This window comes from Streptomyces sp. NPDC040405 (genome assembly GCF_055595765.1).
In genome coordinates this window covers 1159457-1185700 of the sequence record NZ_JBVIVI010000002.1, presented here as the reverse complement: position 1 = coordinate 1185700, position 26244 = coordinate 1159457, and the positions used below count along the sequence as shown (strand labels likewise).

Here is a 26244-nt window from a genome sequence, read left to right as displayed (position 1 = left end):
TGAATGGAAAAGCGCCTCAGCCGATCCTCGGACAGGCCGGTCTTACGCTACGAGACGTAGCGTAACCGGCCGGGACACCGGCGTCTACCTGCGAGTAGGGTCATGCGCCATGAGCCCGCCCAAGCGGCGCACAGGGCGCCCCCGCAGCGTCGAGGCCGACCGTGCCATCCTCGGCGCGACGCGTGCCGCCCTGGTCGAGCTGGGCTGGGGAAAGCTCACGATGAGCGACGTCGCGGCCCGCGCCGGAGTCGCCAAGACGACCCTCTACCGCCGCTGGGCGGGCAAGAACGAGCTGGTCGTGGACGCGGTCGCGGCGGTCTTCGACGAGCATCTGAGGTCGGCCGACTGCGGCAGCCTGCGGGCGGACATCGAGAACGTGGTGGTGCGCTTCGCCGAGCTGCTGGAGCTGCCCGAGACCAAGACGGCGCTGATGGCCGTGGTCGCCGAGGCCACCCACGACGAGGCGTTGGGGGCCCGGGTCCGGTCCGCGATCGTGGACCGGCAGAAGCGGCTGGTGCTGATCGGCCGGGAGCGCGCGCAGCTGCGCGGGGAACTGCCGCGCGAGGCGGATCCGGGCACGGCGGCCCGCAACGCGGATCTGATATTCGACGTGATCGCGGGCGCGGTGGTGCACCGGCTGCTGGTCAGCGCGGAGCCGGTGGACACCGAGTGGGCCCAGGGCTTCGCTGCGCTGCTGCTGCACGGGCTGGCCGCGGCGGCGCTCCCCGGCGGGCCGGACGCGCCGCCGGGGAGCGGCGAGCCGGGATAGACGGCGAGCGGGGACAGACGGCGAGCGGGGCTGGATACGGTCAGAACCCGGCGGGTTCGGTGTAGACACCCCACTCCTCGCGCAGCGCGTCACAGATCTCGCCGAGCGTCGCCTCGGCGCGCACCGCCTCCAGCATCGGCTCGATCATGTTGGAGCCGTCCCGGGCGGCCACCATCAGCGCCTTCAGCCCCTCGGCCACCTTGGCCTCGTCCCGTCCGGTCCGCCGCGAGCCCAGTTCCCGTACCTGCTCGCGCTCGACCTCGTGGCTGACCCGCAGGATCTCCAGATCGCCGGTGACCGAGCCGTGGTGGCAGTTGACGCCGACGACCTTCTTGTCCCCCTTCTCCAGCGCCCGCTGGTAGGTGAAGGCGGACTCGGCGATCTCGCCGGTGAACCAGCCGTCCTCGATGCCGCGCAGGATGCCGGAGGTGATCGGCCCGATGGGGTGCTGCCCGTCCGGTACGGCCCGGCGGCCGCGCTCCTTGATCTGCTCGAAGATCTTCTCGGCGTCGGCCTCGATGCGGTCGGTGAGCGCCTCGACGTACCAGGAACCGCCCAGCGGGTCGGCCACGTTGAGGATGCCGGTCTCCTCCATCAGCACCTGCTGGGTGCGCAGGGCGATCTCGGCGGCCTGCTCGCTGGGCAGCGCGAGGGTCTCGTCCAGCGCGTTGGTGTGCAGCGAGTTGGTGCCGCCGAGCACGGCGGACAGGGCCTCCACGGCGGTCCGTACGACGTTGTTGTACGGCTGCTGCGCGGTGAGCGAGACCCCGGCGGTCTGGGTGTGGAAGCGCAGCCACTGCGCCTTCTCGGACGTCGCCCCGTAGACGTCGCGCATCCAGCGGGCCCAGATGCGGCGGGCCGCCCGGAACTTGGCGATCTCCTCGAAGAAGTCGACGTGGGCGTCGAAGAAGAAGGACAGGCCCGGCGCGAACGTGTTGACGTCCATGCCGCGGGACAGGCCCAGTTCGACGTAGCCGAAGCCGTCGGCGAGGGTGTACGCCAGCTCCTGCGCGGCCGTCGCCCCCGCCTCGCGGATGTGGTAGCCGGAGACCGAGAGCGGCTTGTACGCGGGGATGCCGCGCGCGCAGTACTCCATCAGGTCGCCGATCAGCCGCAGATGGGGCTCGGGCGGGAAGAGCCACTCCTTCTGCGCGATGTACTCCTTGAAGATGTCGGTCTGGAGCGTGCCGTTGAGCACCGCGTGGTCCATGCCCTGGCGCTCGGCGGCGACCAGGTACATGCAGAAGACGGGCACGGCCGGGCCGCTGATCGTCATCGAGGTGGTGACGTCGCCCAGCGGGATGTCCTTGAACAGGATCTCCATGTCGGCCGCGGAGTCGATGGCGACGCCGCAGTGGCCGACCTCGCCGAGCGAGCGCGGATCGTCGGAGTCGCGGCCCATGAGCGTCGGCATGTCGAAGGCGACCGACAGCCCGCCGCCGCCCGCTTTGAGGATCATCTTGTAGCGCTCATTGGTCTGCTCGGCGTTGCCGAAGCCCGCGAACTGGCGGATCGTCCAGGCGCGGCCCCGGTAGCCGGTGGCGTAGAGGCCACGGGTGTACGGGAACTCACCGGGCCAGCCGATCCGCTCGAACCCCTCGACCGCATCCCCGGGCGCCGGGCCGTACAGCGGCTCGACCGGGTCCCCGGACAGGGTGGTGAAGTCAGCGTCGCGCTTGTGCGACGCGTCGTACCGGGCCTGCCAGCGACGGCGGCCCGCCTCAATGCCTTCGGCGTCCATGCTTCAAATTTACTAGGACGTCCTACTAATTGTCGATGGCAAACCGCCCGTAACGGGCCGACCGGGTGTCCGGCCGACCCGTTCGGCGCAGGTCGGAGAGGGGAAGAGCGGCTCAGACCTCGGCGGTACGCGGCTCGGTGCCGCTGACGAGCGGCTCCAGCTCGCGGGAGACCTTGCGCTCGACGAAGAAGGCCGCCGTCGGGATCGTGCCCGCGAGCAGCACCCAGGCCAGCTTGCCGAACGGCCACTTCGCCTTGGAGCCCATGTCGAAGGCGAAGACCAGGTAGAGGACGTACAGCCAGCCGTGCGCGATACCGACGACGCTGGTGAACCCGGCCGCGCCGTCCACGTCCAGCAGATACTTGGCGATCACGCCGATGGTCAGCAGGATCAGCAGCACACCGGTGACGTAGGCCATCGTCCGATAGCGGGTCAGGACGGATCGTTTCATGCGGTTGAGCGTAACCGTCCGTTCCGGGGCGATCTTCGCCGCCCCCGGCCCGTTACGCGCCCTCTTCGCCGGTGTCCTCGAAGTCCTCCGCGGCGATCCGCAGCGGGCGCAGCATCCGGAAGATCTCCGCGCACCCCTCCGCGTCGTACCCCCCGAGCCCGAAGTCCATCGCCATCAGGTCGCGGGTGGCCGACTCGACCACCTCGCGGCCCTGGCCGGTGATGGTGGCGAGGGTGCCGCGGCCGTCGGCGGGATTGGGGCGCTTGGCGACCAGACCCGACTTGACCAGGCGGTCCACCGTGTTGGTGACCGAGGTGGGGTGCACCATCAGCCGCTCGCCGATCTTGGACATGGGCAGCTCACCGGACTTGGAGAAGGTGAGCAGCACCAGCGCCTCGTAGCGCGCGAAGGTCAGTCCGTACGGCTTGACCACCGCGTCGACCTGGCCGAGCAGGATCTGGTGGGCCCGCATGATCGAGGTGATGGCGGCCATCGACGGCACGGATCCCCATCGCTGCTTCCAGCGCTCGTCGGCGCGGGCGATGGGGTCGAACGGAAGGCTGAGCGGCTTCGGCACGGTACCGACCCTACCGGCCGGTCATATCGCGGTCAGCCCGGTCTCACCCCTCGAACTCGGCCCCGGGCCCGCCCCCGCCGACCGTACGCCGCACCTCCAGCGCCACCAGGAGTGAGCACAGCGCGCCGCAGCCGCCCGCCAGCGCCGCCACGGTATGCACCGGCACGAACTCCGCGACCGCCCCCGACACCGCCATCCCCAGGCCCTGCGCGGTCATCAGCCCGGCCGTCAGCACGGTCATCGCCCGGCCCCGCAGCTCCTCCGGCACGGCCGCCAGGAACCACTGGTCGAGGCCGAGGCTGTACGCGACCCCGAAGCCGGTCACCGCCTGGAGGGCCAGCGCCCAGCCGAACGGGGGAGCCCAGGCGTACCCGACGGCGGGCAGCGCCGCGAGCACGCCCACCGGCAGCGTCAGCCGGGCCCGGCCGCGCGGCCCCAGCAGGGAGCCCGCCAGGACCTCGCTCACCACCGCGCCCACCGGCATCGCGCACATCAGCAGCCCCAGCCCGGCCGGGCCGAGGCCCTGGGCGTCCGCGTACGGCGTCAGCAGCGCCTCCGGCATCACCACGAACGTCGGTGGCACCCAGGACAGCAGCATCAGCGCCCGGATCCGGCGGTCGGCGAACAGCCGCCGGACGCCGCGCAGCGAGTCCCCGAGCACCGCCCCGCCCGCTCCGCCCGCCACCCGGCGGGCGGGGCGGTGGCGGGTGCCGAAGCGGAGCAGCAGCGCCGAGCAGCACAGCGCCGCGGCCGTGATCGCCAGCACAGCGCGCGGGGATACGGCGGCCAGCAGCAGCCCGCCCGCCGCGAACCCGGCCAGCTGGGCGCTCTGCGCCGTGATCCGGATAACCGAGCGGCCCAGCACGAACAGATCGCCCTCGCCGACGATGTCGCCGAGCGTGGCCGACCGGGTGCCGCTGAACACGGGCGAGATCGCCGCGGGCACGCAGCGCAGCGCGAGCAGCACGGCCACCGGCATCCCGGGCACGGTCATGGCGGCGATACAGCCCGCGTGCAGCAGATCGCACACGACGAGCACCCGGCGGGCCGGGTACCGGTCGGCGACGGAGGACAGCAGGGTGCCGCCGATCATGTACGGCAGCAGGGCGGTCGCGAACGTGAGGGCGCTGAGGAGGGGCGATCCGGTGAGCCGGTAGACGAGGACGGACAGCGCGATCCCGCCCGCCATCTCGCCCAGCATCGAGATCAGATGCGCGGCGAAGACCGTGCGGAACTCCGGGAAGGCGAAGACGGCGCCGTAGCCCGTGCGCGGCGCCGGTCCGGGGACGGCGGCGGGGCGCTCGGCGCCGGGGCGTAACCCGGCCGGATCCGTCGCCCCGGACCCTGAAGTTGTCGTCATGCCCTCAGCCTGCCCGCACGGGCGGCCCGGCTCCAGAGGGCGCGTGCTACGCGGAGAGGTGGCGCTCCACCGTGTCCACCTTCGAGGTGAGGCCGTCCGTCACGCCCGGGCGGATGTCGGCCTTCATGACGACGGAGACGCGCGGGGCGCGCGCCTCCACCGCCGCCACGGCGCGCTTGACCACGGCCATGACCTCGTCCCACTCACCTTCGACCGAGGTGAACATGGCGTCCGTATGGTTCGGCAGGCCCGACTCGCGCACCACCCGCACCGCGTCCGCGACGTACTCCCCCACGTCCTCGCCGACACCGAGCGGCGTCACCGAAAAGGCGACGATCATACGTTGACCACGCCCTCGCGGCGGGCCCTGGCCGCGATCACACCGGCCTCGGCCTCGCGCTTGAGCATGCGCTCGGCGAAGAAGCCGCCGGTGGGCAGGACGCCGAGGGCGAAGTAGAGCGCGGCGGGCTTCCAGTCCCACTTGGCGCGGTACCAGGCGAGCGCCCAGAAGAGCAGGTAGAGGAGGAAGAGGGCGGCGTGCACCCACCCCATCACCGGCACCGCGTTGAAGTCCGTGGTGCGCTTGAGCACCGAGGAGACGAGCAGCAGCAGGAAGGACACGGCCTCGGGCGCGGAGACCAGACGGAGCCGGCGCAGCGCGTTGGCGATCTTGAAGTCCACGAGAACACCTTCGCATGAGGAGACACGGACGACGGGACGGAAAAGCAGCTTGTGAAGCCATGCACAAGCGCTCCTATTGTCGCAGCCTCACCCGCGATCATTTCTCCAGGGTGGCGGGACCGATACGGTCGGCTGCGTGGCTCACTTTCGGCTCCAGGGATCCAGGGTGCTCGCCGTCGACCTGACCGGCGACTCCGTGAAGGCGAAGAACGGCGCGATGGTCGCGTACGAGGGGGACATGACCTTCAAGAAGAGGACGGGCGGCGGTGAGGGCCTGCGCGGGATGGTGACCCGGCGGCTCACCGGCGAGCAGATGGAGGTCATGGAGGTGAAGGGGCACGGCACGTGCTACTTCGCCGACCGGGCGAGCGAGATCAACCTGGTGTCGCTGCACGGCGAGAAGCTGTACGTGGAGGCCGGGAACCTGCTGTGCACGGACGCGGCCCTGCGCACCGGCACCTCCTTCACCGGGCTGCGCGGCTCCGCCCAGGGCAACGGGCTGTTCACCACGACCGTGGAGGGCACCGGCCAGGCGGCGATCGTCTCGCACGGCATGGCGGTCGTGCTGCGCGTCACCCCGCAGACGCCGCTCCAGGTCGACCCGGGCGCGTACGTGGCCCACACCGGGGACCTCAGGCAGCACTTCCAGTCGGGCGTGAACTTCCGCGCGCTGATAGGCGAGAGCGGCGGCGAGTCCTTCCAGATCCGCTTCGAGGGCGAGGGACTGGTGTACGTGCAGCCCAGCGAGCGCGAAACGATCGGGGGCGAGGTCTGATGCCGTTCACCAATCTCACCTCCCGCATGGTGGAGGCCCAGGTGACGCCCGGCCGGACGCTGTTCAGCCAGCGCGGCGCGATGCTGGCGTACCGCGGCCAGGTGCGGTTCACGCCGAGCATCACCGGCGGCCAGCGCGGGGTGATGAGCATGATCGGGCGGCGGGTCGCCAATGAGGCCACGCCGCTGATGACGATAGAAGGCCAGGGCACCGTGATGTTCGGGCACGGCGGACACCATGTGCAGGTGATCGACCTGGTCGGCGACACGCTCTACGTGGAGTCGGACCGGCTGCTGGCGTTCGACGGCTCGCTGCGCCAGGGCACGATGTTCCTGGGGTCGCAGGGCGGGGTGATGGGCCTGGTGCGCGGTCAGGCGACCGGCCAGGGGCTGTTCACCACCACGCTGGAGGGGCAGGGTTCGGCCGCGGTGATGGCGCACGGCGGGGTGATCGAGCTGCCGATACAGCCGGGGCGTCCGGTCCATGTCGATCCGCAGGCATATGTAGCCCACCGGGGTGATGTTCGCAATAAGCTCTCGACGGCCCTCGGCTGGCGCGACATGGTGGGCCGCGGCTCGGGGGAGGCCTTCCAGCTGGAGCTGTCCGGCACCGGCACGGTCTATGTCCAGGCATCGGAGGAGAAGCTTTGACCGCTCTCCCGTCCGAGGACGGGAGATTTCTGGCTCAGGCCGCCTTCCGGACCGGCGGCCCGGGAGGTCTTACGCCCTCGGCACCAGCCGGGTTCAGACCAGCCCGGACGAGCATCACACGGGCGGAGTTCTTGTCCCTGGGGGATATGACTCCGCACGCGGTGCAGGTGTAGGTACGTTCCGAGAGAGGTAGTGCGTGCTTGGTTCTCGCTCCGCACGATGCGCAGTCCATGGTGGTGTGCGCAGGGTGCACCAGCCGGATGTCCCGCTGGTGCTTGCGGCCCATCTCGATCAGGGCCGCCTTCGTGGCACCGATGGCGGCATCGGCCGCCTTACGCGCCATCGACGTTCTGGCAAGGAACTTCGGGCGGAAATCCTCCACCGCCACCACGTCATGGTCACGAACCACCCTCTTCGCCCATTTACGCGCGGTGTCCTGCCGCTGCCGGGCGATCTTCTGATGCAGCTTCGCCGCCCGCCGCTTGGCGGCGCGGTAGCCGTTCGACTGCCGCTTGCCCTTCGGCGCACGGCGGCGGGCCATCATCCGCTGGTACCGGCCCAGCTTGGCCATGGCCTTTTGGCCGTGCCCGGGGTGGGGAAGGTCGTGGGCGTCGGACGTGGTGGTGGCGGTCTCGCGCACGCCCCAGTCCACGCCCAGCACCAGGCCGGTTCGGGGAAGCGGCTCGACCTGGGCGGGGACGACGAACGACGCATGCCAGTGGCCGACGCGGTCCCGGTAGACGCGCACGCTGGACGGGTCGGCCGGAAGCTCGCGCGACCACACCACCGTCACCACGATGCCGCCCGCCAAGTGCAGGCGCCCATCTTTCAGGCGAAAACCGCGCCGGGTGTAGTTCAGAGTCGGGTCGGCGTCCCGCTTCTTCTTCCAGCGGGGCATGCCCGCCCGCCGGTGCATGGGCAGCCGGTCCTTGATGTCCTTCAGCGCCTTCGCACGGGACCTGGCGAAGTCGCGTATGAACTGCTGCTGAGGAACCGAGGAGCCCTCACGGAGCCAGGGAGTGATGCGACGGGCCTCGGTCAGCATCCTGTCGAGCGCGGCCGGTCCGCACCTCTCCCCGCCCCGGTGGGCCTTCTTCGAGCGAGCAACACACTCGTTCCACACCCACCGGCACCGGCCCCACTCCGCCTCAAGCGACGCGCGGGCACTGGCAGACACGCGAAGCCGGAAGGTCCACCGGACATACCCGGTGCCCTCGCTGATCTCCGCTTCCGCCGCCACGATCACAATCTAACCGGGAGGTACGACAGTTGAGAGTTTCCAGCCTGTACGGCTCGCCCCGGCACTGCGCGGGGTGGCCCCTGAGTCACCCTGACAGCGGCTTGCCTCGCCCTGCCCCGCTCCGCGAGAGTCCGATCCCTCTCTGGCCCGACGGCCGGGCCATCCTCGGAGGACCCGAGTGAACGGCCCCGTCATCCACGACGCCCACACGCTGCCCGCCGACGACAACGTCAACCCGTACGCCTTCAGCGTGGAACTGGACGGTCAGTGGTTCCTGCAGAAGGGGAAGATGGTCGCCTACTACGGGCAGATCGGCTTCGAGGGCATAGGGCTCGGCCGTCTCGACCGGCTCGTCGCGGGCAGCTTCCACTCGCCCCTGCACGCCGCCGAGTGGGTGGTGGCCGAGGGCAAGGGCAAGATGGTGCTCGCGGACCGCGCGTTCGACGTCAACTCCTTTGACCTGGACGACGGGAACCTCACCATCCGGTCGGGCAATCTGCTCGCCTACCAGCCGTCGCTGGCGCTGAAGCAGTCGATCGTGCCGGGCTTTCTGACCCTCATCGGGACGGGGAAGTTCGTGGCGGCGTCCAACGGGCCCGTGGTCTTCGTGGAGCCGCCGATCCGCGTCGATCCGCAGGCGCTGGTCGGCTGGGCGGACTGCCCCACGCCCAACCACCACTACGACCACGAGTACTTGCGCGGGGTCATGGGCGGCATCCGGGCACACACCGGCCTCGGCGGCACCTCGGGCGAGGAGCACCAGTTCGAGTTCGTGGGCGCCGGGACCGTATTGCTCCAGTCCACGGAGGAGCTGATGGCGGAGATAGCCGTCGGCGAGACAGGGGGTACCGGTTCGTGATTGCGAAGACGCGGAGTGTAACGTCGAACAGGTGACCTCTAGCCCGATACATCCATTGGTTCGGAATTCAACTTCTATAGGTAGAATACATCCCATGGAGACCGAGAACGGCACGCGCTGGCTCAGCGACGAGGAACAGCGCGCCTGGCGCACCCACCTGGATGTCAGCAGGCTGCTGACCTACCAGCTCGAACGGGACCTCCAGCCGTTCGGCCTGACCATGAACGACTACGAGATCCTGGTCAACCTCTCGGAGTCGGAAGAGCGCCGGATGCGGATGAGCGACCTCGCGTCCGCGACGCTCCAGTCCAAGAGCCGTCTCTCCCACCAGATCACCCGGATGGAGAACGCCGGGCTGGTCCGCCGCGAGAACTGCGAATCCGACCGGCGCGGGCTGTACGCCGTCCTCACCGAGCACGGCTGGGACACCATGCGCAAGGTCGCGCCCCATCATGTCGAGTCGGTGCGCAAGCACTTCATCGACCTGCTCGCCCCGGCCGACCTGGAGGCGCTGTACGGGTCGCTGGTGCCCGTAGCCGACCATCTGCGCATCCAGCGCGGCCGGGTCTAGAGCACCCCTCAGCCCGCCAGCGGCAGCCGCACCTCGAACAGCGCGCCGCCGCCCGGCGCCTCACCCACGGTCAGCGTGCCGCCGTGCCGCAGCACCACGTCCCGCGCGATGGCGAGGCCGAGCCCGGCCCCGCCATCGTCGCGGCTGCGGGCGTCGTCGAGCCGTACGAACCGCTCGAAGATCCGCTCCCGTTCGGCCTCCGGCACCCCGGCGCCGTCGTCGGCGACCGCGACCACACCCTCGGCGCCGTCCGCCCGCAGCGACACCCGCACCTCGCCGCGCGCGTGCCGCTGCGCGTTGTCGACCAGATTGCCCAGCACCTGGGTGAGCTGCCCGCGGGAGCCCGTGGCGGCCACCTCCGCCAGCTCGGTGCGCACCGGCACCCGGTCCCCGGTCCGCTGCTCCACCGCCTCGCGCACCAGCGCGTCCAGCCGCACCCTGCTGTCGGCGCGGGGGCGCTCCCCCGCGTCCAGCCGGGCCAGCAGCAGCAGATCGGCCGCCAGCCGCTGGAGCCGCACCACGTCCTCGACCGCGCCCGGCAGGTCCAGCAGCTCGGGGTGGGCCACGCCCACCTCCAGCTGGGTACGGAGCGAGGCCACCGGGGAGCGCAGCTCGTGCGAGGCGTCGGCTACGAACGCCCGCTGCCGCTCCACCGCCGCCTCCAGCGCGGTGAGCGTCTCGTTGGTGGTCCGGGCCAGCCGCGCCACCTCGTCGTGCGAGTCCGGCTCGGGCACCCGCCGGGACAGATCCGTACTCGCCGTGATCGCGGACATCTCCCGCCGGATCCCCTCCACCGGCCGCAGCGCGCGCCGGGTCACCAGCCAGGTCACGGCGGCCACCACGAGCAGCAGCAGCGGCAGCCCGATCAGCATGGCCTGCCGTACCGTGCCGACCGCGTCGCGCTCGGTGGCCAGCGGCGCGCCCGCGTAGACGGTGACGTCCTCGCCGTGCGGGTCGGTGGCCTCCACGGCCGCCCAGCGGTAGTCGGCGGTCGTGCCGTCGATCCGGGCCGAGCCGTCCGCGTACCGCACGTCCCCGTCGACCTCGCCCTCCTCGCGCTCGGCGTCCGGGGCCACGGACACCGGACGCACCGACGGGCTCGCCGTCCCGGTCACGGCCTCCAGCTCCTCGCTGACCGCCCGCACCCGGCGCTTGTCGTCCACCACCTGCACCGGGGCGTCGTCGTCCAGGTCCAGCTCCCGGTAGCCGGTCCCGGCGGCTATCTTCGAGGCCACCTCGCGCGCCTCCACCTGGGCGTGCAGCCCGGCCTGGTCCGCCAGGTTGCCCTGGAGCACCCGCAGCACCGCGAGCCCCGCGGCCACCAGCGCCACGGCCACCACCACGGTCGCGCCCAGCGCGGCCCGCGCCCGTACCGAACCGAACGCCCTACCCACGGAGCCGGTACCCCGCTCCCCGCACGGTCTCGATGAACCCGGGCCCCAGCTTGCGGCGCAGCGCGCTCACGTACACCTCGACGATGTTGGGGTCGCCGTCGTACGCGAAGTCCCAGACGTGCTCCAGGATGTCCGCCTTGGAGACGACGTCCCCGCCGTTCATGGCCAGATGCTCCAGCACCGAGAACTCCTTGGCGGTCAGGGACACCTCGTCCCCGTCCCGCTCCACCCGGCGCGCGCCCCGGTCCACCGCGAGCGCCCCCAGCCGCACCACGGGCGAGGCCCCGGAGCCGCGCCGCCGCAGCAGCGCCCGCACCCGGGCGACCAGCACGACGTACGAGAAGGGCTTGGTCAGATAGTCGTCGGCGCCGGTGTCCAGACCCTCGGCCTCGTCGTACTCGCCGTCCTTCGCCGTGAGCATCAGGATCGGCACCTCGCTCCCGGCCGCCCGCAGGGTGGCGCAGACGCGGTAGCCGTTCAGGCCCGGCAGCATGATGTCGAGGACGACCAGGTCGTAGGTGCCCTCCTGGGCCCGGTGCAGCCCTTCCCGCCCGTCGTGCACCACGTCGACCGCGAACCCCTCGGCCCGCAGCCCCTTGGCCAGCGACAGGGCGAGCCGCCGCTCGTCCTCCACAATCAGCAAACGCATGGGGCCAGCGTCGCAGAGCCCACCTGAAGAACCCTTCAGGTGGGCCGCTCCCCCCGCTTACGCCCCTACGAGGCTTCCGTGACGCCCGCCACCAGCTCGTCCGCCGCCGTGTACGGATCCAGCTCGCCCGCCACGACCCGCTCCGCCAGCACGCCCAGGCGGCGGTCGCCGTGCAGATCGCCGATCCGGGCCCGCAGCGCGGTCACCGCGATCGTCTCGACCTCGCCCGCCGCCCGCCGCATCCGGCGCTCGGCCAGCACACCGTGCTCCTCCATCCACGCCCGGTGCTTCTCCAGGGCCTGCACGACCTCGTCGACGCCCTCGCCGCGCGCCGCCACGGTCTTCACGATCGGCGGCCGCCAGTCCCCCGGCGAGCGGGCCTCGCCCAGGCCCAGCATGTGGTTCAGCTCGCGGGCGGTGGCGTCGGCGCCGTCCCGGTCGGCCTTGTTGACCACGTACACATCGCCGATCTCCAGGATCCCGGCCTTGGCCGCCTGGATGCCGTCGCCCATGCCCGGGGCGAGGAGCACCATCGTCGTATCGGCCTGGGCGGCGATCTCCACCTCGGACTGGCCGACGCCGACCGTCTCCACGATCACCACCTCGCATCCGGCCACGTCCAGCACCCGGATGGCCTGCGGGGCGGCCCAGGCGAGGCCGCCCAGATGCCCGCGGGTGGCCATGGAGCGGATGTAGACGCCGGGGTCCGAGGCGTGCTCGGACATCCGGATCCGGTCGCCGAGGAGCGCGCCGCCCGAGAAGGGCGAGGAGGGGTCGACCGCGAGCACCCCGACCCGCCTCCCCGCCCTCCGGTACGCCGAGACGAGCGCGGAGGTCGACGTGGACTTGCCGACCCCCGGCGAACCGGTCACCCCGACCACGTACGCGCCCTGCGCCAGCGGCGCCAGCGCGGCCATCACCTCGCGCAGCCGCGGGGAGTCGCCCTCGATCAGCGAGATGAGCCGGGCGACCGCGCGCGGACGCCCCTGCCGGGCCTGCTCCACCAGCGTGGGCACATCAGCGTCAGCCATGGGTGCCGCGCTCCTCATCACTCGTACGGACGGTCTGGGCGAATGCCTGCCGCGGCTACGCGCCCGGCACGCGGACGATCAGCGCGTCGCCCTGGCCGCCGCCGCCGCACAGCGCCGCCGCCCCGACGCCGCCGCCGCGCCGCCGCAGCTCCAGCGCCAGATGCAGCACGATGCGGGCGCCGGACATGCCGATGGGGTGGCCGAGGGCGATCGCGCCGCCGTTCACGTTCACCTTTTCGGAGGAAAGACCCAGGTCCTTCATTGACTGCACGGCGACCGCGGCGAACGCCTCGTTGATCTCGATCAGGTCGAGATCGTCAGCCGTCAGCCCCTCCTTGCCGAGCGCGTGCGCGATCGCGTTGGACGGCTGGGACTGCAGCGAGTTGTCGGGACCGGCCACATTCCCGTGGGCGCCGATCTCGGCGATCCACTCCAGGCCCAGTTCCTCGGCCTTGGCCCGGCTCATGACGACGACGGCGGCCGCGCCGTCCGAGATCTGCGAGGCCGACCCGGCCGTGATCGTCCCGTCCTTCGCGAAGGCCGGGCGCAGCTTGGCCAGGGACTCCGCGGTGGTCTCGCCGCGGATGCCCTCGTCCTTGGCGAAGACGACCGGGTCGCCCTTGCGCTGCGGGATCTCGACCGGGGTGATCTCGGCGTCGAACAGGCCGTTCTTCTGGGCGGCGGCGGCGCGCTGGTGGGAGCGGGCGGCGATCTCGTCCTGCTCGGGGCGGCCGATGCCGAGCCGGGTGTTGTGGTGTTCGGTGGACTCGCCCATGGCGACGTTCTCGAACGCGTCGGTCAGCCCGTCGTGGGCCATGGCGTCGAGCATCTGGATCGCGCCGTACTTATGGCCGTCGCGGGAGCCCGGGAGCAGATGGGGGGCGTTGGTCATGGACTCCTGCCCGCCGGCCACCACGATGTCGAACTCCCCGGCCCGGATGAGCTGGTCGGCGAGCGCGATGGCGTCCAGTCCGGACAGGCACACCTTGTTGACGGTGAGGGCGGGGACGCCCATCGGGATACCGCCCTTGACGGCCGCCTGACGTGCGGGGATCTGCCCGGCACCGGCCTGGAGCACCTGCCCCATGATCACGTACTGCACCTGGTCACCGGTCACTCCGGCGCGCTCCAGCGCGGCCTTGATCGCGAAACCGCCCAGGTCGGCGCCGGAGAACGAGCGCAGGCTGCCGAGCAGGCGGCCCATGGGAGTACGGGCTCCCGCCACAATCACAGAGGTCGTACGAGTCATGGTGCGTCCCTTCACGGGGAGAAGGAAGTTAACGAGGGTTATCGTCAATGTACTGACGAGTACCCGCCCGGTCACCGCCCCATCGGTGTGATCGCGCGCACGTTGCGTAACCGGCCGTGTAGCGGTGCACTAAGCCCATGCTGACGAGAATCGACCACATCGGGATCGCCTGCTTCGACCTGGACAAGACCGTCGAGTTCTACCGTGCCACGTACGGCTTCGAGGTGTTCCACACCGAGGTCAACGAGGAGCAGGGGGTCCGCGAGGCCATGCTCAAGATCAACGAGACCTCGGACGGCGGGTCTTCGTACCTCCAGCTGCTGGAACCGACCCGGGAGGACTCCGCGGTCGGCAAGTGGCTGGCGAAGAACGGTGAGGGCGTCCATCACATCGCGTTCGGCACCGCCGACGTCGACGCCGACTCCGAGGCCATTCGCGACAAGGGCGTCCGGGTGCTGTACGAACAGCCCCGACGTGGGTCGATGGACTCGCGCATCACCTTCCTCCACCCCAAGGACTGCCACGGCGTGCTGACCGAACTCGTGACCGCTGCGACACCCGGTGAAGCGGACCACTGAAGCGGACCACTGACCTACCCCTTCCCCGGCCGGTAGAGTGCAGGCTCGGCCGGGGTACGGGAATCGGAGGGTTCGGGGTCCGGCCCGGGCTGAGCCGATGATCTGACACCATTTCTTCGGAAGGGCCAGCTCCGGTCCGCCCGGCACACATCACGCCGGGTCGGGGCCGAGAGGGACCGCAAGGGACTGCCAGGAACCGCGCGGTACGGAGCCGGCTGCCAACGCGACCAGGGGACGGATGGGACCGCGCAGTGCGGGGCTACGACCGCTACGAGCCTGACGATCACCTCTCGAAGTTCGAGGCCGAGATGGAGCGGCTGAAGAACGAGCGGGAGAAGGCCGTCCAGCACGCCGACGACCTCGGCTACCAGGTCGAGGTGCTGCGCGCCAAGCTGCACGAGGCGCGGCGCGCGCTGGCGAGCCGTCCTGCCTACGACAGCGCCAACCTCGGCTACCAGGCAGAGCAGTTGCTGCGGGACGCCCAGCTCCAGGCGGAGCAGGTGCGCGCCGACGCCGAGCGCGAGCTGCGGCAGACCCGCGCCCAGACCCAGCGGCTGCTCCAGGAGCAGGCCGAGCAGCAGTCCCGTCTCGAAGCCGAGCTGCACGCCGAGGCGGTGGCCCGCCGTCAGCGCCTCGACCAGGAGCTGGCCGAGCGCCGCGCCACCGTCGAGTCGCACGTCAACGAGAACGTCGCCTGGGCCGAGCAGCTGCGCGCCCGTACCGAGGCGCAGGCCCGCCGGTTGCTGGACGAGTCCCGGGCCGAGGCCGAGCAGGCGCTGACCGCCGCCCGCGCCGAGGCGCAGCGCCTCGCCGACCAGGCCAGGGACCGGCTGGGCTCGGAGGCGGAGGCCGCCCGTGCCGAGGCCGAGTCGATCCTGCGCCGGGCCCGCACCGACGCCGAGCGGCTGCTGAACAAGGCCGGGGCGCAGGCCCAGGAGGCCACCGAGCACGCCGAGCAGCTGCGCACCTCCACCACCCAGGAGTCGGACCAGGCCCGTCGGCACGCCATCGAGCAGACCCGCGCCGCGGAAGCCCGGATGCTGGAGGCCGAGACGGCGCTGCGCGAGGCGCGCGCCGAGGCCGAGAAGGTGCTCACCGAGGCGAAGGACGCGGCGGCCAAGCGGCTTTCGGCCACCGAATCGGACAACGAGCAGCGCGCCCGCACCGCCAAGGCGGAGGTCGCCCGGCTGGTCGGCGAGGCCACCAAGCAGGCCGAGGTGATCCGCGCCGAGGCCGAGGAGATGCGGGACGACGCCCGCGCCGAGGCCGAGCGGCTGCTCTCCGAGGCCGGTGACGACGCCCGGGCCAGGGTCGCCGAGGACTCGGCGGCGCAGCTGGCCAAGGCGGCGCGCAGCGCCGAGGAGGTGCTGTCCCGCGCCTCGGAGAAGGCGCAGGCCACCACCAAGGCCGCGGCCGAGGAAGCCGAGCGGATCCGCGGCGAGGCCGAGGCGGAGGCCGACCGGCTGCGCTCGGAGGCGCACGACACCGCCAACCAGCTCAAGGGCGCGGCGAAGGACGACACCAAGGAGTACCGCGCCAAGACCGCCGAGCTGCAGGAGGAGGCGCGCCGACTGCGCGGCGAGGCCGAGCAGACGCGGTCGGACGCGGTCGCCGAGGGCGAGCGGATCCGGGCCGAGGCGCGCCGCGAGGCGGTCGAGCAGATCGAGGAGGCGGCCAGCACCGCCGAGGACCTGCTGACGAAGGCCAAGCAGGACGCGGAGGAGACGCGTTCGGGCGCGACCAACGAGAGCGAGCGGGTCCGCACCGAGGCGATCGAGCGGGCGAACGCGCTGCGGCGGCAGGCCGACGAGCTGCTGAAGCGGGCCCGTGGCGAGGCCGAGGAGCTGGTGACCTCGGCCGAGGAGCAGGCCCAGCAGGTCAAGGAAGAGGCGTCCCGGAGCGCCGAGGAGCTGCGCGAGGAGGCCGAGCAGGCCGCCGAGGCGCGGCGCAGCGAGGCCGAGGCCGAGCTGACCCGGCGGCACGAGGAGGCGGAGGCCCGGTTCAGCTCCGCCGAGCAGGAGCTGAACGACGCCCGGACCGAGGCCGAGCGGCTGCGCCGGGAGACCACCGAGGACGTCGAGCGGCAGCGCGCCGAGTCCTCGGAGCGGCTGGACGCCCTGCGCCAGCAGGCCGAGGAGGAGGCCGACCGGCTGCGCGACGAGGCCGCCGCGGACGCGTCCAACGCGCGCGCCGAGGGCGAGTCGGTGGCGGTGCGGCTGCGCAGCGAGGCCGCCGCGGAGGCAGAGCGGCTGCGCAGCGAGGCGCAGGAGACCGCGGACCGGGTGCGGGCGGAGGCGGCGAGCGCCGCCGAGCGGATCGGCACCGAGGCCGCCGAGGCCCTGGCGGCCTCCCAGGAGGAGGCGGCGCGCCGCCGCCGCGAGGCCGAGGAGCTGCTGAGCGACGCCCGCGAGGAGGCGCAGCAGGAGCGTACGGCGGCACGCGAGCAGGCCGAGGAGCTGCTGGCGGCGGCCCGGACCCGGGTGAGCGAGGCGCAGACCGAGGCGCAGCGGCTGGTCGAGGAGGCCGAACAGCACGCGGCGGACCTGGTGTCGGCCGCCGAGCAGCACGCCCAGTCCGTACGGGACTCGGTCGCGGGGCTGCACGAGCAGGCCGAGGCGGAGATCACCGGGCTGCGGCAGGCCGCCGAGCACGCCGCGGAGCGCACCCGGCACGACGCGCAGGAAGAGGCCGACCGGGTCCGCGCAGACGCGTACGCGGAGCGGGAGCGCGCCGCGGTCGACGCATCGCGTGAGCGGCGTGCCGCGCACGAGGAGGCGGAGGCCGCCAAGTCGCTCGCGGAGCGTACGGTCGCGGAGGCGATCGCCGAGGCCGAGCAGTTGGGCGCGCGCTCCCGCGACGACGCCAACCGGCGCCGCTCGGAGGCCGCGGAGCAGGCGGACCGGCTGCTCGGCGAGGCGCACCACGAGGGCGAGCGGCTGCGCGCCGAAGCCAACGAGACGCTGGACGAGGCCCGCAGGAGCGCCAACAAGACGCGCGCGGAGGCCGCCGAGCAGGCCGACACGCTGGTCGGCGGCGCCACGGAGGAGGCGCAGCGGATCGTCGCCGAGGCCACCACCCGGTCGCAGGCGCTGCGTACGGAGGCGGCGGACGCGCGGGCGGCCGCGGAGCAGGACGCGGCGCGCACCCGGGCGCAGGCCCGCGGCGACGCCAACAACATCCGCTCGGAGGCGGCGGCCCAGGCCGACCGGCTGGTCGGCGAGGCGTCGAACGAGGCGGACCGGCTGCGCACCGAGGCCAACGCCGAGGCCGAGCGGCTGCGCACCGAGGCCGCGGAGACGGTCAGCTCGGCGCAGCAGCACGCGACGCGCACCCGCGCCGAGTCGGAGCGGATCGCGGCCGACGCGGCGGCCGAGGCGGAGCGCATCCGTACCGAGGCGCAGAACGAGTCCGACCGGCTGGTCGACAAGGCGCGCGAGGACGCCAACAAGCGCCGCTCCGACGCGGCCGAGCAGGCGGACCGGCTGGTCACCGAGTCCGCGGCGGAGGCCGAGCGGCTCACCACGGAGGCGCAGGAGTCCGCGCTGCAGGCGACGGCCGCGGCCGAGGAGCAGGCGGACGTCATGGTGGGCGCGGCCCGCCAGGAGGCCGAGCGGCTGGTCTCCGAGGCCACCGCGCAGGCCAATGGCCTGGTGGAGAAGGCCCGTACGGACTCCGACACCATGCTGTCCGAGGCCCGCGGCGACGCGACGGCCATCCGGGAGCGCGCCGAGGAGCTGCGGACGACGACCGCGGCCGAGGTGGAGGAGCTGCACGAGCGGGCCCGCCGGGAGTCGGCGGAGCAGATGAAGGCGACCGGCGAACGGGTCGACAAGCTCGTCGCGGCGGCGACCGCGCAGCTGATGAAGGCCGAGGAGAAGGCGAACACGCTGGTCTCGGAGGCCGAGACCGAGGCGAGCCGGGTGCGGATCCAGGCCGTCAAGAAGGCCGAGGGGCTGCTGAAGGAAGCCGAGCAGAAGCGGCTGGAGGCCGAGAAGGACGCCGAGCGCACCAAGTCCGAGGCGACGGACGAGGCCAAGGAGATCGTCGACGAGGGCAAGCGCGAGCTGGAGTTGCTCAAGCGGCGCCGTGAGGACATCAACGCGGAAATCACCCGTGTCCAGGACGTCCTTGAGGCGTTGGAGTCTTTCGAGACCCCCGCGTCGGGCGGCGCGGGCGGCAAGGAGAGCGGCGGCGTGAAAACGGCGGCGGGAGCGGGAGCGACACGGTCGAGTGGAAAGCGGTCCGATGGGTAGGGGAACACGGTCCGACGGCTAGCTGTATCCGGTGTGTCGTGTCCGTATCATCCCGACGAGTGACAAGGTCTCCGTCTTACGTCCACTCAAAAGGCTGGACATTCTCCAGATCAAACGGACGTTGACTCGATGACACGCCGTTCGGCCCCCTAGGATTTGCTCTATCACCTCACCGGTCTCTTTCGACAGGAACCCCATGAGCGACACTTCCTCCCCCTTCGGCTTCGAGCTCGTGCGGCGTGGGTACGACCGCGGTCAGGTGGACGACCGCATTACCAAGCTCATCGCCGACCGTGACAGCGCCCTGTCCCGTATCACCTCGCTCGAGAAGCGCATCGAGGAGCTGCACCTCGAAACGCAGAACGCTCAGGCCCAGATCAACGACGCGGAGCCGTCCTACGCGGGACTCGGCGCCCGGGTCGAGAAGATCCTCCGCCTCGCCGAGGAAGAGGCGAAGGACCTGCGCGAGGAGGCCCGCCGGGCCGCCGAGCAGCACCGCGAGCTGGCCGAGTCCTCCGCCCAGCAGGTCCGTAACGACGCCGAGGCGTTCGCCGCCGACCGCAAGTCCAAGGCCGAGGACGAGGGCGCGCGGATCGTCGAGAAGGCGAAGGGCGAAGCCGCCACGCTGCGTCAGGACGCGCAGAAGGACGCCCAGTCCAAGCGCGAGGAGGCGGACTCCCTCTTCGAGGAGACCCGCGCCAAGGCCGCGCAGGCCGCCGCCGACTTCGAGACGAACCTGGCCAAGCGCCGCGAGCAGTCCGAGCGCGACCTGGCCTCCCGTCAGGCCAAGGCCGAGAAGCGGCTCGCGGAGATCGAGCACCGCGCCGAGCAGCTGCGCCTGGAGGCCGAGAAGCTGCGCACCGACGCCGAGCGCCGGGCCCGTCAGACGGTGGAGACCGCCCAGCGCCAGGCCGAGGACATCGTGGCCGACGCCAACGCCAAGGCGGACCGCATCCGCAGCGAGTCCGAGCGCGAGCTGGCGGCGCTGACCAACCGCCGCGACAGCATCAACGCCCAGCTGACCAACGTCCGCGAGATGCTGGCCACGCTGACCGGCGCGGCGGTGGCCGCCGCCGGGAACCCGGGCGAGGAAGAGGCCGTCCAGCGCGGCGTCCCGGCCCAGCAGACCCGGTGACGCTCGGTCACGACTTAGCGCTTCGTGCCCCGTGCCGCAAGTAGTTGCGGCGCGGGGCACGCGCATGTGGTGCGCCGCTCCGCGTAGGTGTTCGTGCGCTGTTCGCCGTACGTACAGATGCCCCGCTCGCCGTACGGCGCCATGCGCGCCGGTCCGCCGCGCGATCGACGCTCGCCGGGGGTCCCGCGCTGGGGGCCTTGGGCGGCCCGGCCCGGGTCTCGCGTAGCCTCGGCAGAGTGGATGACCTCAGCCTCGCCGCACTCGGTTTCGGCGATGTGCCCGCCAAGGCGCCGCTCACCTACCCCGGGCGGCCCGTCACCACGCCCACGCTCCTCACCGGCGGCGAACTGCACCCCCTCGGCCCGGCGCTGCTGGAGCGGTACCGGCACCGGCACCCCGTCATCGCGGTCGGCTCCAACGCCTCCCCCGCCCAGCTGCACCACAAGCTCAGCCGTCCCGGGCACCCCGCCACCGTGCCCATGGTGCCGGTCCTGGTGCACGGGATCGCGGTCGGCTGCTCGGCGCACATCGGGCGGTACGGGTACGTCGCCTCCGCCCCGTACGGCGACCCCGCCGCCCGTACGCCCCTCGTCGTCAGCTGGCTCGACGACGCGCAGCTCGACGCCGTGGACCGCACCGAAGTGCCCAACTACCGGCGGGTCCGGCTGCCCGGGGCGGACTTCCCGATGGTGATGCCGTCCGGGGAGCCGCTGGACGCGGCGTACCTCTACGTCAGCACGCACGGCGTGCTCACCGCGCCCGGCGACGGCGACCGGCCCCTGCCGGGCGGCGGCGACCAGAGCGCGCTGCTGACCCGGCTGCTCGCCTCCTCCGCGCGGCTGCGGGACCTCCTCGGCCCCGATCCGCGCGCCTGGGTCGGCCGGGCGGGCGCCGACGCTGCGGTGCGGGCGGCGGGCACCCGGGTGTTCCACGACGAGGGCTGGGCCGGGCCACGGGGTCACGATCCGCTCTCAACCTTGCGATAACGGGAACCGCCAGCTGGCGTTTAAGCTCCTAAGACGCACGGGGGCGAGCGCCCCGACCCATTCGCACGAGGGGCGGAGCATGATCGAGGCAGTCGGCCTGACGAAACGCTATGGCGACAAGACGGCCGTGTACAACCTGTCGTTCCAGGTCCGGCCCGGCGCCGTCACCGGCTTCCTGGGGCCGAACGGCTCCGGCAAGTCGACGACGATGCGCATGATCCTCGGACTCGACGCGCCCACCGCGGGACACGTCACGGTCGGCGGCTACCCCTTCCGCAAGCTGCCCAACGCCCCGCGCCAGGTCGGCGCGCTCCTCGACGCCAAGGCCGTGCACGGCGGCCGCAGCGCCCGCCAGCATCTGCTGTGCCTCGCCCAGCTGTCCGGCATCCCGGCCCGCCGGGTGGACGAGGTGCTGGGCGTGGTCGGCCTGCAGAACGTCGCCCGCAAGCGCTCCAAGGGCTTCTCGCTCGGCATGGGCCAGCGCCTGGGCATAGCCGCCGCGCTGCTCGGCGACCCGCAGGTACTGCTCTTCGACGAGCCGGTCAACGGTCTGGACCCCGAGGGCATCCTGTGGGTCCGCAACCTCATGAAGCAGCTGGCCTCCGAGGGCCGCACGGTCTTCGTCTCCAGCCACCTCATGAGCGAGATGGCGCTCACCGCCGACCAGCTGATCGTGATCGGCCGCGGGCAGCTGATGGCGGACATGAGCGTCAAGGACTTCATCTCGTACAACTCCGCGGACTTCGCCCGGGTCCGCACCCCCGACAGCGAGCCGCAGCAGCGCGAGAAGCTGACCGCCGCGCTGAGCGAGGCAGGGGGCCAGGTGCTGCCGGAGCAGGACGGCGCCCTGCGGGTGACCGGGCTGCCGCTGCCGCGCATCAGCGACCTGGCGCATTCGGCGAACGTCCGGCTGTGGGAGCTGTCCCCGCACCAGGCGTCGCTGGAGGAGGCGTACATGCGGATGACGCAGGGCGCCGTGGACTACCGCTCGACGGCCGACCAGCGGGCCGGGCTGCAGCAGGCGGCCGGAGCGTACGGCCCGCAGGGCGGGGCGTACGGCTACGCGCCGGGTGCGCCGGGCGCACCGGGCGTTCCGGGGCAGCCGCCCGGGCCGTACCCGCCCGGGACCGTGATGCCGGGGTACGCGGATCCGCCCGCGCCGCCGCAGGGCGCCGCCGCGCCCGCGCAACCCCCGGCCGCTCCCCCGGCCCAGCCGCCCGCCTCCGCACCCGCCGTGATGACCAAGCGCGACAACGAGGACGCCTGATGACGACGCCGTACCAGCAGCAGGGCCAGGCGCCCGCCCCGCCGCAGCAGCCGCCGTATGCACCACAGCAGCCGCCACAGCCGCCGCAGCAGCCGCAACCGTATGCACAGCAGCCGCCGCCGCAGCAGCCGCAGGCGCCCCAGCACCAGGCACCGCATCTGCCGCCGGGGTACGTCTCGCCGCCGCCCGGCGCGCCCGCGCAGCCGTACGCCGCCGTGGGCACCTACACCTCGCCGATCCCGATCCAGCGCACCCACCTCGGCAACGCCCTCGCCTCCGAGTGGACCAAGATCAAGTCGGTGCGCTCGACGATCTGGACGCTGAGCGTCATGGTCGCGCTGGTCGTCGGGATCGGGTTCCTGACGTCGGCGAGCACCAACGACAGCGACTACACCAACGCCCCCACCACCCTCCCCGGGTTCTTCGGCGCCCTGCTCGGTCAGCTGTGCATCGTCACCCTGGGCGTGCTGGTGGTCTCGTCCGAGTACGGCACCGGCATGATCCGCGCCACCTTCACCGCCTCCCCGGCGCGCTCCCGCGTGCTGACCGCCAAGGCGCTGGTCTTCTTCACGCTCGCGTTCGTCACCACGACCCTCTCGCTCGCCCTCGTGGTCTTCATCAGCTCCGGCATGCACAGCGGCCCGGACGTCACACAGCCGAACAACGACCAGCTGATCGGCGCGACGTTCGGCGTCGGGCTGTATGTCTCCCTGCTCGGGCTGCTCTCGCTCGCCGTCGGCAGCATGCTGCGGCACTCGGCCGGGGCGATCACCACGATGCTGGGTGTGGTGCTGCTCCCCTCCATCCTCCCGGCGTTCCTGATGATGTCGCCGAGCCTGGCGGACCTGGGGCAGACGATGCAGAAGTACTCCTCGCCCTTCGCGCTGGCCGCGCTCTTCCAGATCGACGACACGGTGGGCTCCGGCTGGTCGCAGCTGGGCGTGCTGGGGGGCATCACCGCGGCCGCCTTCCTCGGGGCGTTCACGCTGCTGGAGAAGCGCGACGTGTAGCGGAAGCGCTCGGCAGTAGCCGCGGGCTCAGTACCGCGGAGCGTTACGGGACCGCTGGAGCTTGGCGCTCCGGCGGTCTCGTGCGTTCCAGCACGCCTTGTGCCAGTGGCGCCGGTCGTCCACGCCCATGTGCTGCTGCCAGGCCACCACATGCGGCACTCCGGGCGGGATCCCCTGGTCGCATCCGGGGCAGCGGTAGTGCTTGCCGGCGGCTCCGCCGCCCACCAGGCGCACCACCCACTCCTCGCCCTGCCAGTCCTCGGTGCGCTCCAGCCCGTAACGGTCCGTGCCCACGCGCTCAACGGACTTCTCGCCACCTCGCGGACGGTTTCGGCGTGGAGACACGGGGCACCTCGACAGGGCTGGGAGCTACTGACTGTGACCAGCGTAGTCGCTGCGGTCACGCACGTGGTAAGTCGTCATCCACAGCCACTCTCAGATCATCATGAAAAATACTTGCCAGGCCGTGCCCTTGGCACGTGTCAGGCGTTATTGCCAGTAGGGGGATGCCCGCGTCGGCGATGGAGCCGCGACAAGGAGGCAGATGGCAATGCGTGTGGGGGCTTTCATTCTGGCCGCTCAATTTCCCGGCCAAGGACAGGAAGAGGCGCTGCACCGGGCGGCCCGCTCGGCCGAACTGTCCGAGGACGCCGGGCTCGACGCGGTCTGGCTCGCCGAGCACCACTTCGTGCCGTACGGCGTCTGCCCGTCCGCCGTCACCCTGGCCGCCCTGCTGCTGGGGCGCACCCGGCGCATAGGCGTCGGTACTGCGGTGAGCGTACTTCCAACGGCGCACCCCGTCGCTCTGGGTGAGCAAGCGGCACTGCTTCATCTCAGCTCCGGTGGCCGGTTCACCCTAGGCGTCGGCCGCGGCGGGCCCTGGGTGGATCTGGAGGTCTTCGGCACCGGGCTGCGGGCGTACGAGCACGGCTACCCCGAAGCTCTCGACCTGCTGCTGCGCTGGCTGCGGGAGCCCCGGGTGGGGGCGGACGGCGAGCGGTTCACCTTCCGCGAGGTCCCCGTCGTACCGCGCCCGGACGACCCCGGCACGACCGGCACCCCGCCCGTGATCATGGCGTGCACCTCGCCCGGCAGCGTGCGGATGGCCGCCGAGCGCGGGCTGCCCATGCTGCTCGGCATGCACTGCGGCGACGAGGAGAAGGCCGAGGCGGTCGGGCTGTGGAAGACGTCCGCGCTGGCCGCGGGCCACTCCCCCGACGCGGTCGCGGCGGTGGCGGCGGAGCATGTCTCGGCCGGGGTGGTGCAGATCGAGGACGCCCGTCCCGCGGCGGCGGAGGCCCTCGCCAAGGCGATGCCCGGCTGGTTACGCCAGGGGCTGGGCGCCCATGTCACGGTCGACGGCCGGGAGCGCCGGATGCGCGACCCGGACGCCTACACGGAGCTGTTGTGCGAGCTGCATCCGGTGGGCCCGCCCCGACTGTGCGCCGACCGGCTGGCGGCCACCGCGGAGCGCACCGGCATCACACGCTTCGCGCTGATGGTGGAGGGGTCGGGCGATCTGGCGGCCACGGAGGAGAACGTACGGCGTCTCGGTGGTGAGGTGCTGCCGCTCCTGCACTGAAACACCTCCCCCTGGTGGAGCGGCAGCGGACATCGCGTCAGCAGTCGCGCAGCGTGGGCGACTGGTTCAGCAGCTGGCCCCGGATCGAGGTGAAGCGGGCCAGGCGGTCATCGGACGACGCGTCGAGCGGGAAGACCGCCACCCGATGGCAGTTCTGGAAGGCCAGCCGCACCCCGAAGTGACGCTGCAGCGCGCCACGTATCGCGTCACTCGCCAGCGCGCGGAGCAGCTGACCGCGGGCCTGCTCGTCCGGCGGCGGCGTCTGGTTGTCGGCGAACTCCCCGCCGTCGACCTTCAACTGGGCCACCAGAGAGCTGATCATCTCCCATGCGTACGGTAGGGAGTTCCGGACGCAGTCGACGAATGCGGCTTCGTCGACCTCGCCTCGCTCGGCCTGTTCGAGCAGGGCCGGTGAGACGTCGAGCGACATGGGTTCTCCTCTCGCGACCCCGGATGCGGGGTCTCAGGGATGGGATGGGCGAACGGCGACGCAGCGTACGCGCCCGACGACCGCCCGCTTCAAAGGTATTCCGGCCACTGTGCCCGCACCACCAGAATGGGCATACACAAGCCAATGCTGAACGGGTCCATCGCCGGACGAATCGCGTGGAGCCTCAGTGGTCGAGTAGCGTTGCCGACCATGCGTCTCGTCATCGCCCGGTGCTCCGTGGACTACGCCGGCCGCCTCACCGCCCACCTTCCCTCGGCACCCCGCCTGATCCTCGTCAAGGCCGACGGCAGTGTGTCCATTCACGCGGACGACAGGGCCTACAAACCCCTCAACTGGATGTCTCCGCCGTGCACGCTGAAGGAAGGCGATGACAATGTGTGGACGGTCGTGAACAAAGCGGGCGAGAAGCTCATCATCACCATGGAGGACGTTCTCCATGATTCCTCGCATGAACTCGGGGTGGACCCCGGGTTGATCAAGGACGGCGTCGAGGCCCATCTGCAGGAGCTGCTCGCCGATCGTATCGAGACACTGGGCGATGGCTGGACGCTTATTCGGCGTGAATACCCCACTGCCATTGGCCCCGTGGACATTCTCTGCCGTGACGCGGACGGCACGACGGTGGCCGTCGAGATCAAGCGGCGGGGCGAGATCGACGGCGTCGAGCAGCTCACGCGCTATCTCGAACTGCTCAACCGGGATCCGCACCTGGCGCCGGTGAAGGGTGTGTTCGCGGCGCAGGAGATCAAGCCGCAGGCCCGGGTGCTCGCCACCGACCGTGGCATCGGCTGCGCCGTCCTCGACTACAACGCGCTCCGTGGCATCGAGGACGACAAGCTCCGCCTCTTCTGACCCCGGACCCACCCATTCCGGCCACGCTGGCCGACCCCGCCTGGCCGGTTTCCGGCGGCCTCTTCCCGATACCGGGGGCAAGCCCCCGGCCCCCGAACGCCCTCCGGGCGTGTCCTCAATCGCCGTACGGGCT

At 71.8% G+C, this 26244-nt stretch carries 26 protein-coding genes; 13 read left to right on the top strand and 13 right to left on the bottom strand.

Annotated features, from left to right (window positions below):
- Positions 1–109: 109 nt before the first annotated feature.
- The gene (locus tag ACZ59A_RS12645) at positions 110–769 is read left to right on the top strand and encodes a TetR/AcrR family transcriptional regulator (RefSeq protein ID WP_470957133.1); all 660 of its coding nucleotides are present in this window, start codon (positions 110–112) and stop codon (positions 767–769) included.
- A 40-nt stretch (positions 770–809) separates the two neighbouring features.
- On the opposite strand, the gene ACZ59A_RS12640 is transcribed toward ACZ59A_RS12645, so the two are convergent.
- From ACZ59A_RS12640 to ACZ59A_RS12615, 6 genes are all read right to left on the bottom strand, one after another.
- Positions 810–2510, bottom strand: coding sequence for an acyl-CoA mutase large subunit family protein (locus ACZ59A_RS12640; RefSeq protein ID WP_470957130.1), 1701 nt, complete (start codon positions 2508–2510; stop codon positions 810–812).
- A gap of 112 nt (positions 2511–2622) precedes the next feature.
- Positions 2623–2961, bottom strand: coding sequence for a DUF3817 domain-containing protein (locus ACZ59A_RS12635; protein ID WP_470957128.1), 339 nt, complete (start codon positions 2959–2961; stop codon positions 2623–2625).
- Between the two features lie 52 nt (positions 2962–3013).
- The gene (locus tag ACZ59A_RS12630; RefSeq protein WP_470957126.1) at positions 3014–3538 is read right to left on the bottom strand and encodes a MarR family winged helix-turn-helix transcriptional regulator; all 525 of its coding nucleotides are present in this window, start codon (positions 3536–3538) and stop codon (positions 3014–3016) included.
- 43 nt (positions 3539–3581) lie between these two features.
- Positions 3582–4898: an MFS transporter gene (locus tag ACZ59A_RS12625; protein ID WP_470957123.1), complete on the bottom strand. Its 1317-nt coding sequence runs from the start codon at positions 4896–4898 to the stop codon at positions 3582–3584.
- Positions 4899–4944: 46 nt separating this feature from the next.
- Positions 4945–5238 carry an MTH1187 family thiamine-binding protein gene (locus ACZ59A_RS12620; RefSeq protein ID WP_470957120.1) on the bottom strand — a complete coding sequence of 98 codons (294 nt, stop codon included), beginning with the start codon at positions 5236–5238 and terminating at the stop codon, positions 4945–4947.
- Positions 5235–5579, bottom strand: a complete 345-nt coding sequence (locus tag ACZ59A_RS12615; RefSeq protein WP_470957118.1) for a DUF3817 domain-containing protein — start codon at positions 5577–5579, stop codon at positions 5235–5237. Before ACZ59A_RS12615 ends, ACZ59A_RS12620 begins: the two co-directional genes overlap by 4 nt.
- Positions 5580–5715: 136 nt before the next feature.
- Between ACZ59A_RS12615 and ACZ59A_RS12610 the strand changes: the two genes are divergently transcribed.
- Positions 5716–6354 carry an AIM24 family protein gene (locus tag ACZ59A_RS12610; protein ID WP_468052081.1) on the top strand — a complete coding sequence of 213 codons (639 nt, stop codon included), beginning with the start codon at positions 5716–5718 and terminating at the stop codon, positions 6352–6354.
- Positions 6354–7004 (top strand): AIM24 family protein, encoded by a 651-nt coding sequence (locus ACZ59A_RS12605; RefSeq protein WP_470957115.1) that lies wholly within the window; start codon positions 6354–6356, stop codon positions 7002–7004. Before ACZ59A_RS12610 ends, ACZ59A_RS12605 begins: the two co-directional genes overlap by 1 nt.
- A gap of 34 nt (positions 7005–7038) precedes the next feature.
- Here ACZ59A_RS12605 and ACZ59A_RS12600 read toward each other — a convergent pair whose 3' ends face one another.
- A complete protein-coding gene (locus tag ACZ59A_RS12600; RefSeq protein ID WP_470957112.1) occupies positions 7039–8244 on the bottom strand; it encodes an RNA-guided endonuclease InsQ/TnpB family protein in 1206 nt (401 codons plus the stop codon).
- A gap of 178 nt (positions 8245–8422) precedes the next feature.
- Between ACZ59A_RS12600 and ACZ59A_RS12595 the strand changes: the two genes are divergently transcribed.
- Together ACZ59A_RS12595 and ACZ59A_RS12590 are read left to right on the top strand one after the other, a co-directional pair.
- Positions 8423–9103, top strand: coding sequence for an AIM24 family protein (locus tag ACZ59A_RS12595; protein ID WP_470957110.1), 681 nt, complete (start codon positions 8423–8425; stop codon positions 9101–9103).
- Between the two features lie 94 nt (positions 9104–9197).
- On the top strand, positions 9198–9674 hold the full coding sequence (locus tag ACZ59A_RS12590; RefSeq protein WP_470957107.1) for a MarR family winged helix-turn-helix transcriptional regulator: 477 nt from the start codon (positions 9198–9200) through the stop codon (positions 9672–9674).
- Positions 9675–9682: 8 nt separating this feature from the next.
- Here the strand turns inward: ACZ59A_RS12590 and ACZ59A_RS12585 are convergent, their stop codons facing one another.
- From ACZ59A_RS12585 to ACZ59A_RS12570, 4 genes are all read right to left on the bottom strand, one after another.
- The gene (locus ACZ59A_RS12585; protein ID WP_470957105.1) at positions 9683–11068 is read right to left on the bottom strand and encodes a sensor histidine kinase; all 1386 of its coding nucleotides are present in this window, start codon (positions 11066–11068) and stop codon (positions 9683–9685) included.
- On the bottom strand, positions 11061–11717 hold the full coding sequence (locus ACZ59A_RS12580; protein ID WP_470957103.1) for a response regulator transcription factor: 657 nt from the start codon (positions 11715–11717) through the stop codon (positions 11061–11063). Before ACZ59A_RS12580 ends, ACZ59A_RS12585 begins: the two co-directional genes overlap by 8 nt.
- Before the next feature lie 65 nt (positions 11718–11782).
- On the bottom strand, positions 11783–12748 hold the full coding sequence (gene meaB, locus ACZ59A_RS12575) for a methylmalonyl Co-A mutase-associated GTPase MeaB (protein ID WP_470957100.1): 966 nt from the start codon (positions 12746–12748) through the stop codon (positions 11783–11785).
- Positions 12749–12803: 55 nt separating this feature from the next.
- Entirely contained in the window at positions 12804–13979 is a 1176-nt protein-coding gene (locus ACZ59A_RS12570) for an acetyl-CoA C-acetyltransferase (protein ID WP_470957909.1), read from the bottom strand.
- Positions 13980–14134: 155 nt separating this feature from the next.
- Here ACZ59A_RS12570 and mce point away from each other — a divergent pair, with 155 nt between their 5' ends.
- From mce to ACZ59A_RS12540, 6 genes are all read left to right on the top strand, one after another.
- On the top strand, positions 14135–14575 hold the full coding sequence (gene mce, locus ACZ59A_RS12565; protein WP_468052068.1) for a methylmalonyl-CoA epimerase: 441 nt from the start codon (positions 14135–14137) through the stop codon (positions 14573–14575).
- A 251-nt stretch (positions 14576–14826) separates the two neighbouring features.
- Positions 14827–18828 carry a polarized growth protein Scy gene (gene scy / locus ACZ59A_RS12560; protein ID WP_470957098.1) on the top strand — a complete coding sequence of 1334 codons (4002 nt, stop codon included), beginning with the start codon at positions 14827–14829 and terminating at the stop codon, positions 18826–18828.
- Between the two features lie 196 nt (positions 18829–19024).
- Positions 19025–19963, top strand: coding sequence for a cellulose-binding protein (locus tag ACZ59A_RS12555; protein WP_468052065.1), 939 nt, complete (start codon positions 19025–19027; stop codon positions 19961–19963).
- Between the two features lie 236 nt (positions 19964–20199).
- Positions 20200–20949, top strand: coding sequence for a hypothetical protein (locus tag ACZ59A_RS12550; RefSeq protein ID WP_470957096.1), 750 nt, complete (start codon positions 20200–20202; stop codon positions 20947–20949).
- Positions 20950–21028: 79 nt separating this feature from the next.
- Complete coding sequence (locus ACZ59A_RS12545) at positions 21029–22216, top strand: ABC transporter ATP-binding protein (protein WP_470957094.1); 1188 nt, start codon at positions 21029–21031, stop codon at positions 22214–22216.
- On the top strand, positions 22216–23226 hold the full coding sequence (locus ACZ59A_RS12540; RefSeq protein WP_470957091.1) for an ABC transporter permease: 1011 nt from the start codon (positions 22216–22218) through the stop codon (positions 23224–23226). The genes ACZ59A_RS12545 and ACZ59A_RS12540 overlap by 1 nt, the downstream gene beginning before the upstream one ends.
- Positions 23227–23253: 27 nt before the next feature.
- Here ACZ59A_RS12540 and ACZ59A_RS12535 read toward each other — a convergent pair whose 3' ends face one another.
- Positions 23254–23571 carry an ATP/GTP-binding protein gene (locus tag ACZ59A_RS12535; RefSeq protein ID WP_470957090.1) on the bottom strand — a complete coding sequence of 106 codons (318 nt, stop codon included), beginning with the start codon at positions 23569–23571 and terminating at the stop codon, positions 23254–23256.
- A gap of 205 nt (positions 23572–23776) precedes the next feature.
- Here ACZ59A_RS12535 and ACZ59A_RS12530 point away from each other — a divergent pair, with 205 nt between their 5' ends.
- On the top strand, positions 23777–24808 hold the full coding sequence (locus ACZ59A_RS12530) for an LLM class flavin-dependent oxidoreductase (protein ID WP_470957088.1): 1032 nt from the start codon (positions 23777–23779) through the stop codon (positions 24806–24808).
- 37 nt (positions 24809–24845) lie between these two features.
- Here ACZ59A_RS12530 and ACZ59A_RS12525 read toward each other — a convergent pair whose 3' ends face one another.
- Complete coding sequence (locus tag ACZ59A_RS12525; RefSeq protein WP_055547655.1) at positions 24846–25238, bottom strand: SCO5389 family protein; 393 nt, start codon at positions 25236–25238, stop codon at positions 24846–24848.
- 210 nt (positions 25239–25448) lie between these two features.
- On the opposite strand from ACZ59A_RS12525, the gene nucS reads away from it, so the two are divergent.
- Entirely contained in the window at positions 25449–26111 is a 663-nt protein-coding gene (nucS, locus tag ACZ59A_RS12520) for an endonuclease NucS (protein WP_450876151.1), read from the top strand.
- The last annotated feature ends 133 nt before the right edge of the window (positions 26112–26244 follow it).

Coding starts and splice junctions, on each gene's coding strand:
- ACZ59A_RS12645 (WP_470957133.1), top strand. CDS start 110: ATGAGCCCGCCCAAGCGGCGCACAGGGCGCCCCCGCAGCGTCGAGGCC.
- ACZ59A_RS12640 (WP_470957130.1), bottom strand. CDS start 2,510: ATGGACGCCGAAGGCATTGAGGCGGGCCGCCGTCGCTGGCAGGCCCGG.
- ACZ59A_RS12635 (WP_470957128.1), bottom strand. CDS start 2,961: ATGAAACGATCCGTCCTGACCCGCTATCGGACGATGGCCTACGTCACC.
- ACZ59A_RS12625 (WP_470957123.1), bottom strand. CDS start 4,898: ATGACGACAACTTCAGGGTCCGGGGCGACGGATCCGGCCGGGTTACGC.
- ACZ59A_RS12620 (WP_470957120.1), bottom strand. CDS start 5,238: ATGATCGTCGCCTTTTCGGTGACGCCGCTCGGTGTCGGCGAGGACGTG.
- ACZ59A_RS12605 (WP_470957115.1), top strand. CDS start 6,354: ATGCCGTTCACCAATCTCACCTCCCGCATGGTGGAGGCCCAGGTGACG.
- ACZ59A_RS12590 (WP_470957107.1), top strand. CDS start 9,198: ATGGAGACCGAGAACGGCACGCGCTGGCTCAGCGACGAGGAACAGCGC.
- ACZ59A_RS12580 (WP_470957103.1), bottom strand. CDS start 11,717: ATGCGTTTGCTGATTGTGGAGGACGAGCGGCGGCTCGCCCTGTCGCTG.
- meaB (WP_470957100.1), bottom strand. CDS start 12,748: ATGGCTGACGCTGATGTGCCCACGCTGGTGGAGCAGGCCCGGCAGGGG.
- mce (WP_468052068.1), top strand. CDS start 14,135: ATGCTGACGAGAATCGACCACATCGGGATCGCCTGCTTCGACCTGGAC.
- ACZ59A_RS12555 (WP_468052065.1), top strand. CDS start 19,025: ATGAGCGACACTTCCTCCCCCTTCGGCTTCGAGCTCGTGCGGCGTGGG.
- ACZ59A_RS12545 (WP_470957094.1), top strand. CDS start 21,029: ATGATCGAGGCAGTCGGCCTGACGAAACGCTATGGCGACAAGACGGCC.
- ACZ59A_RS12540 (WP_470957091.1), top strand. CDS start 22,216: ATGACGACGCCGTACCAGCAGCAGGGCCAGGCGCCCGCCCCGCCGCAG.
- ACZ59A_RS12530 (WP_470957088.1), top strand. CDS start 23,777: ATGCGTGTGGGGGCTTTCATTCTGGCCGCTCAATTTCCCGGCCAAGGA.
- ACZ59A_RS12525 (WP_055547655.1), bottom strand. CDS start 25,238: ATGTCGCTCGACGTCTCACCGGCCCTGCTCGAACAGGCCGAGCGAGGC.
- nucS (WP_450876151.1), top strand. CDS start 25,449: ATGCGTCTCGTCATCGCCCGGTGCTCCGTGGACTACGCCGGCCGCCTC.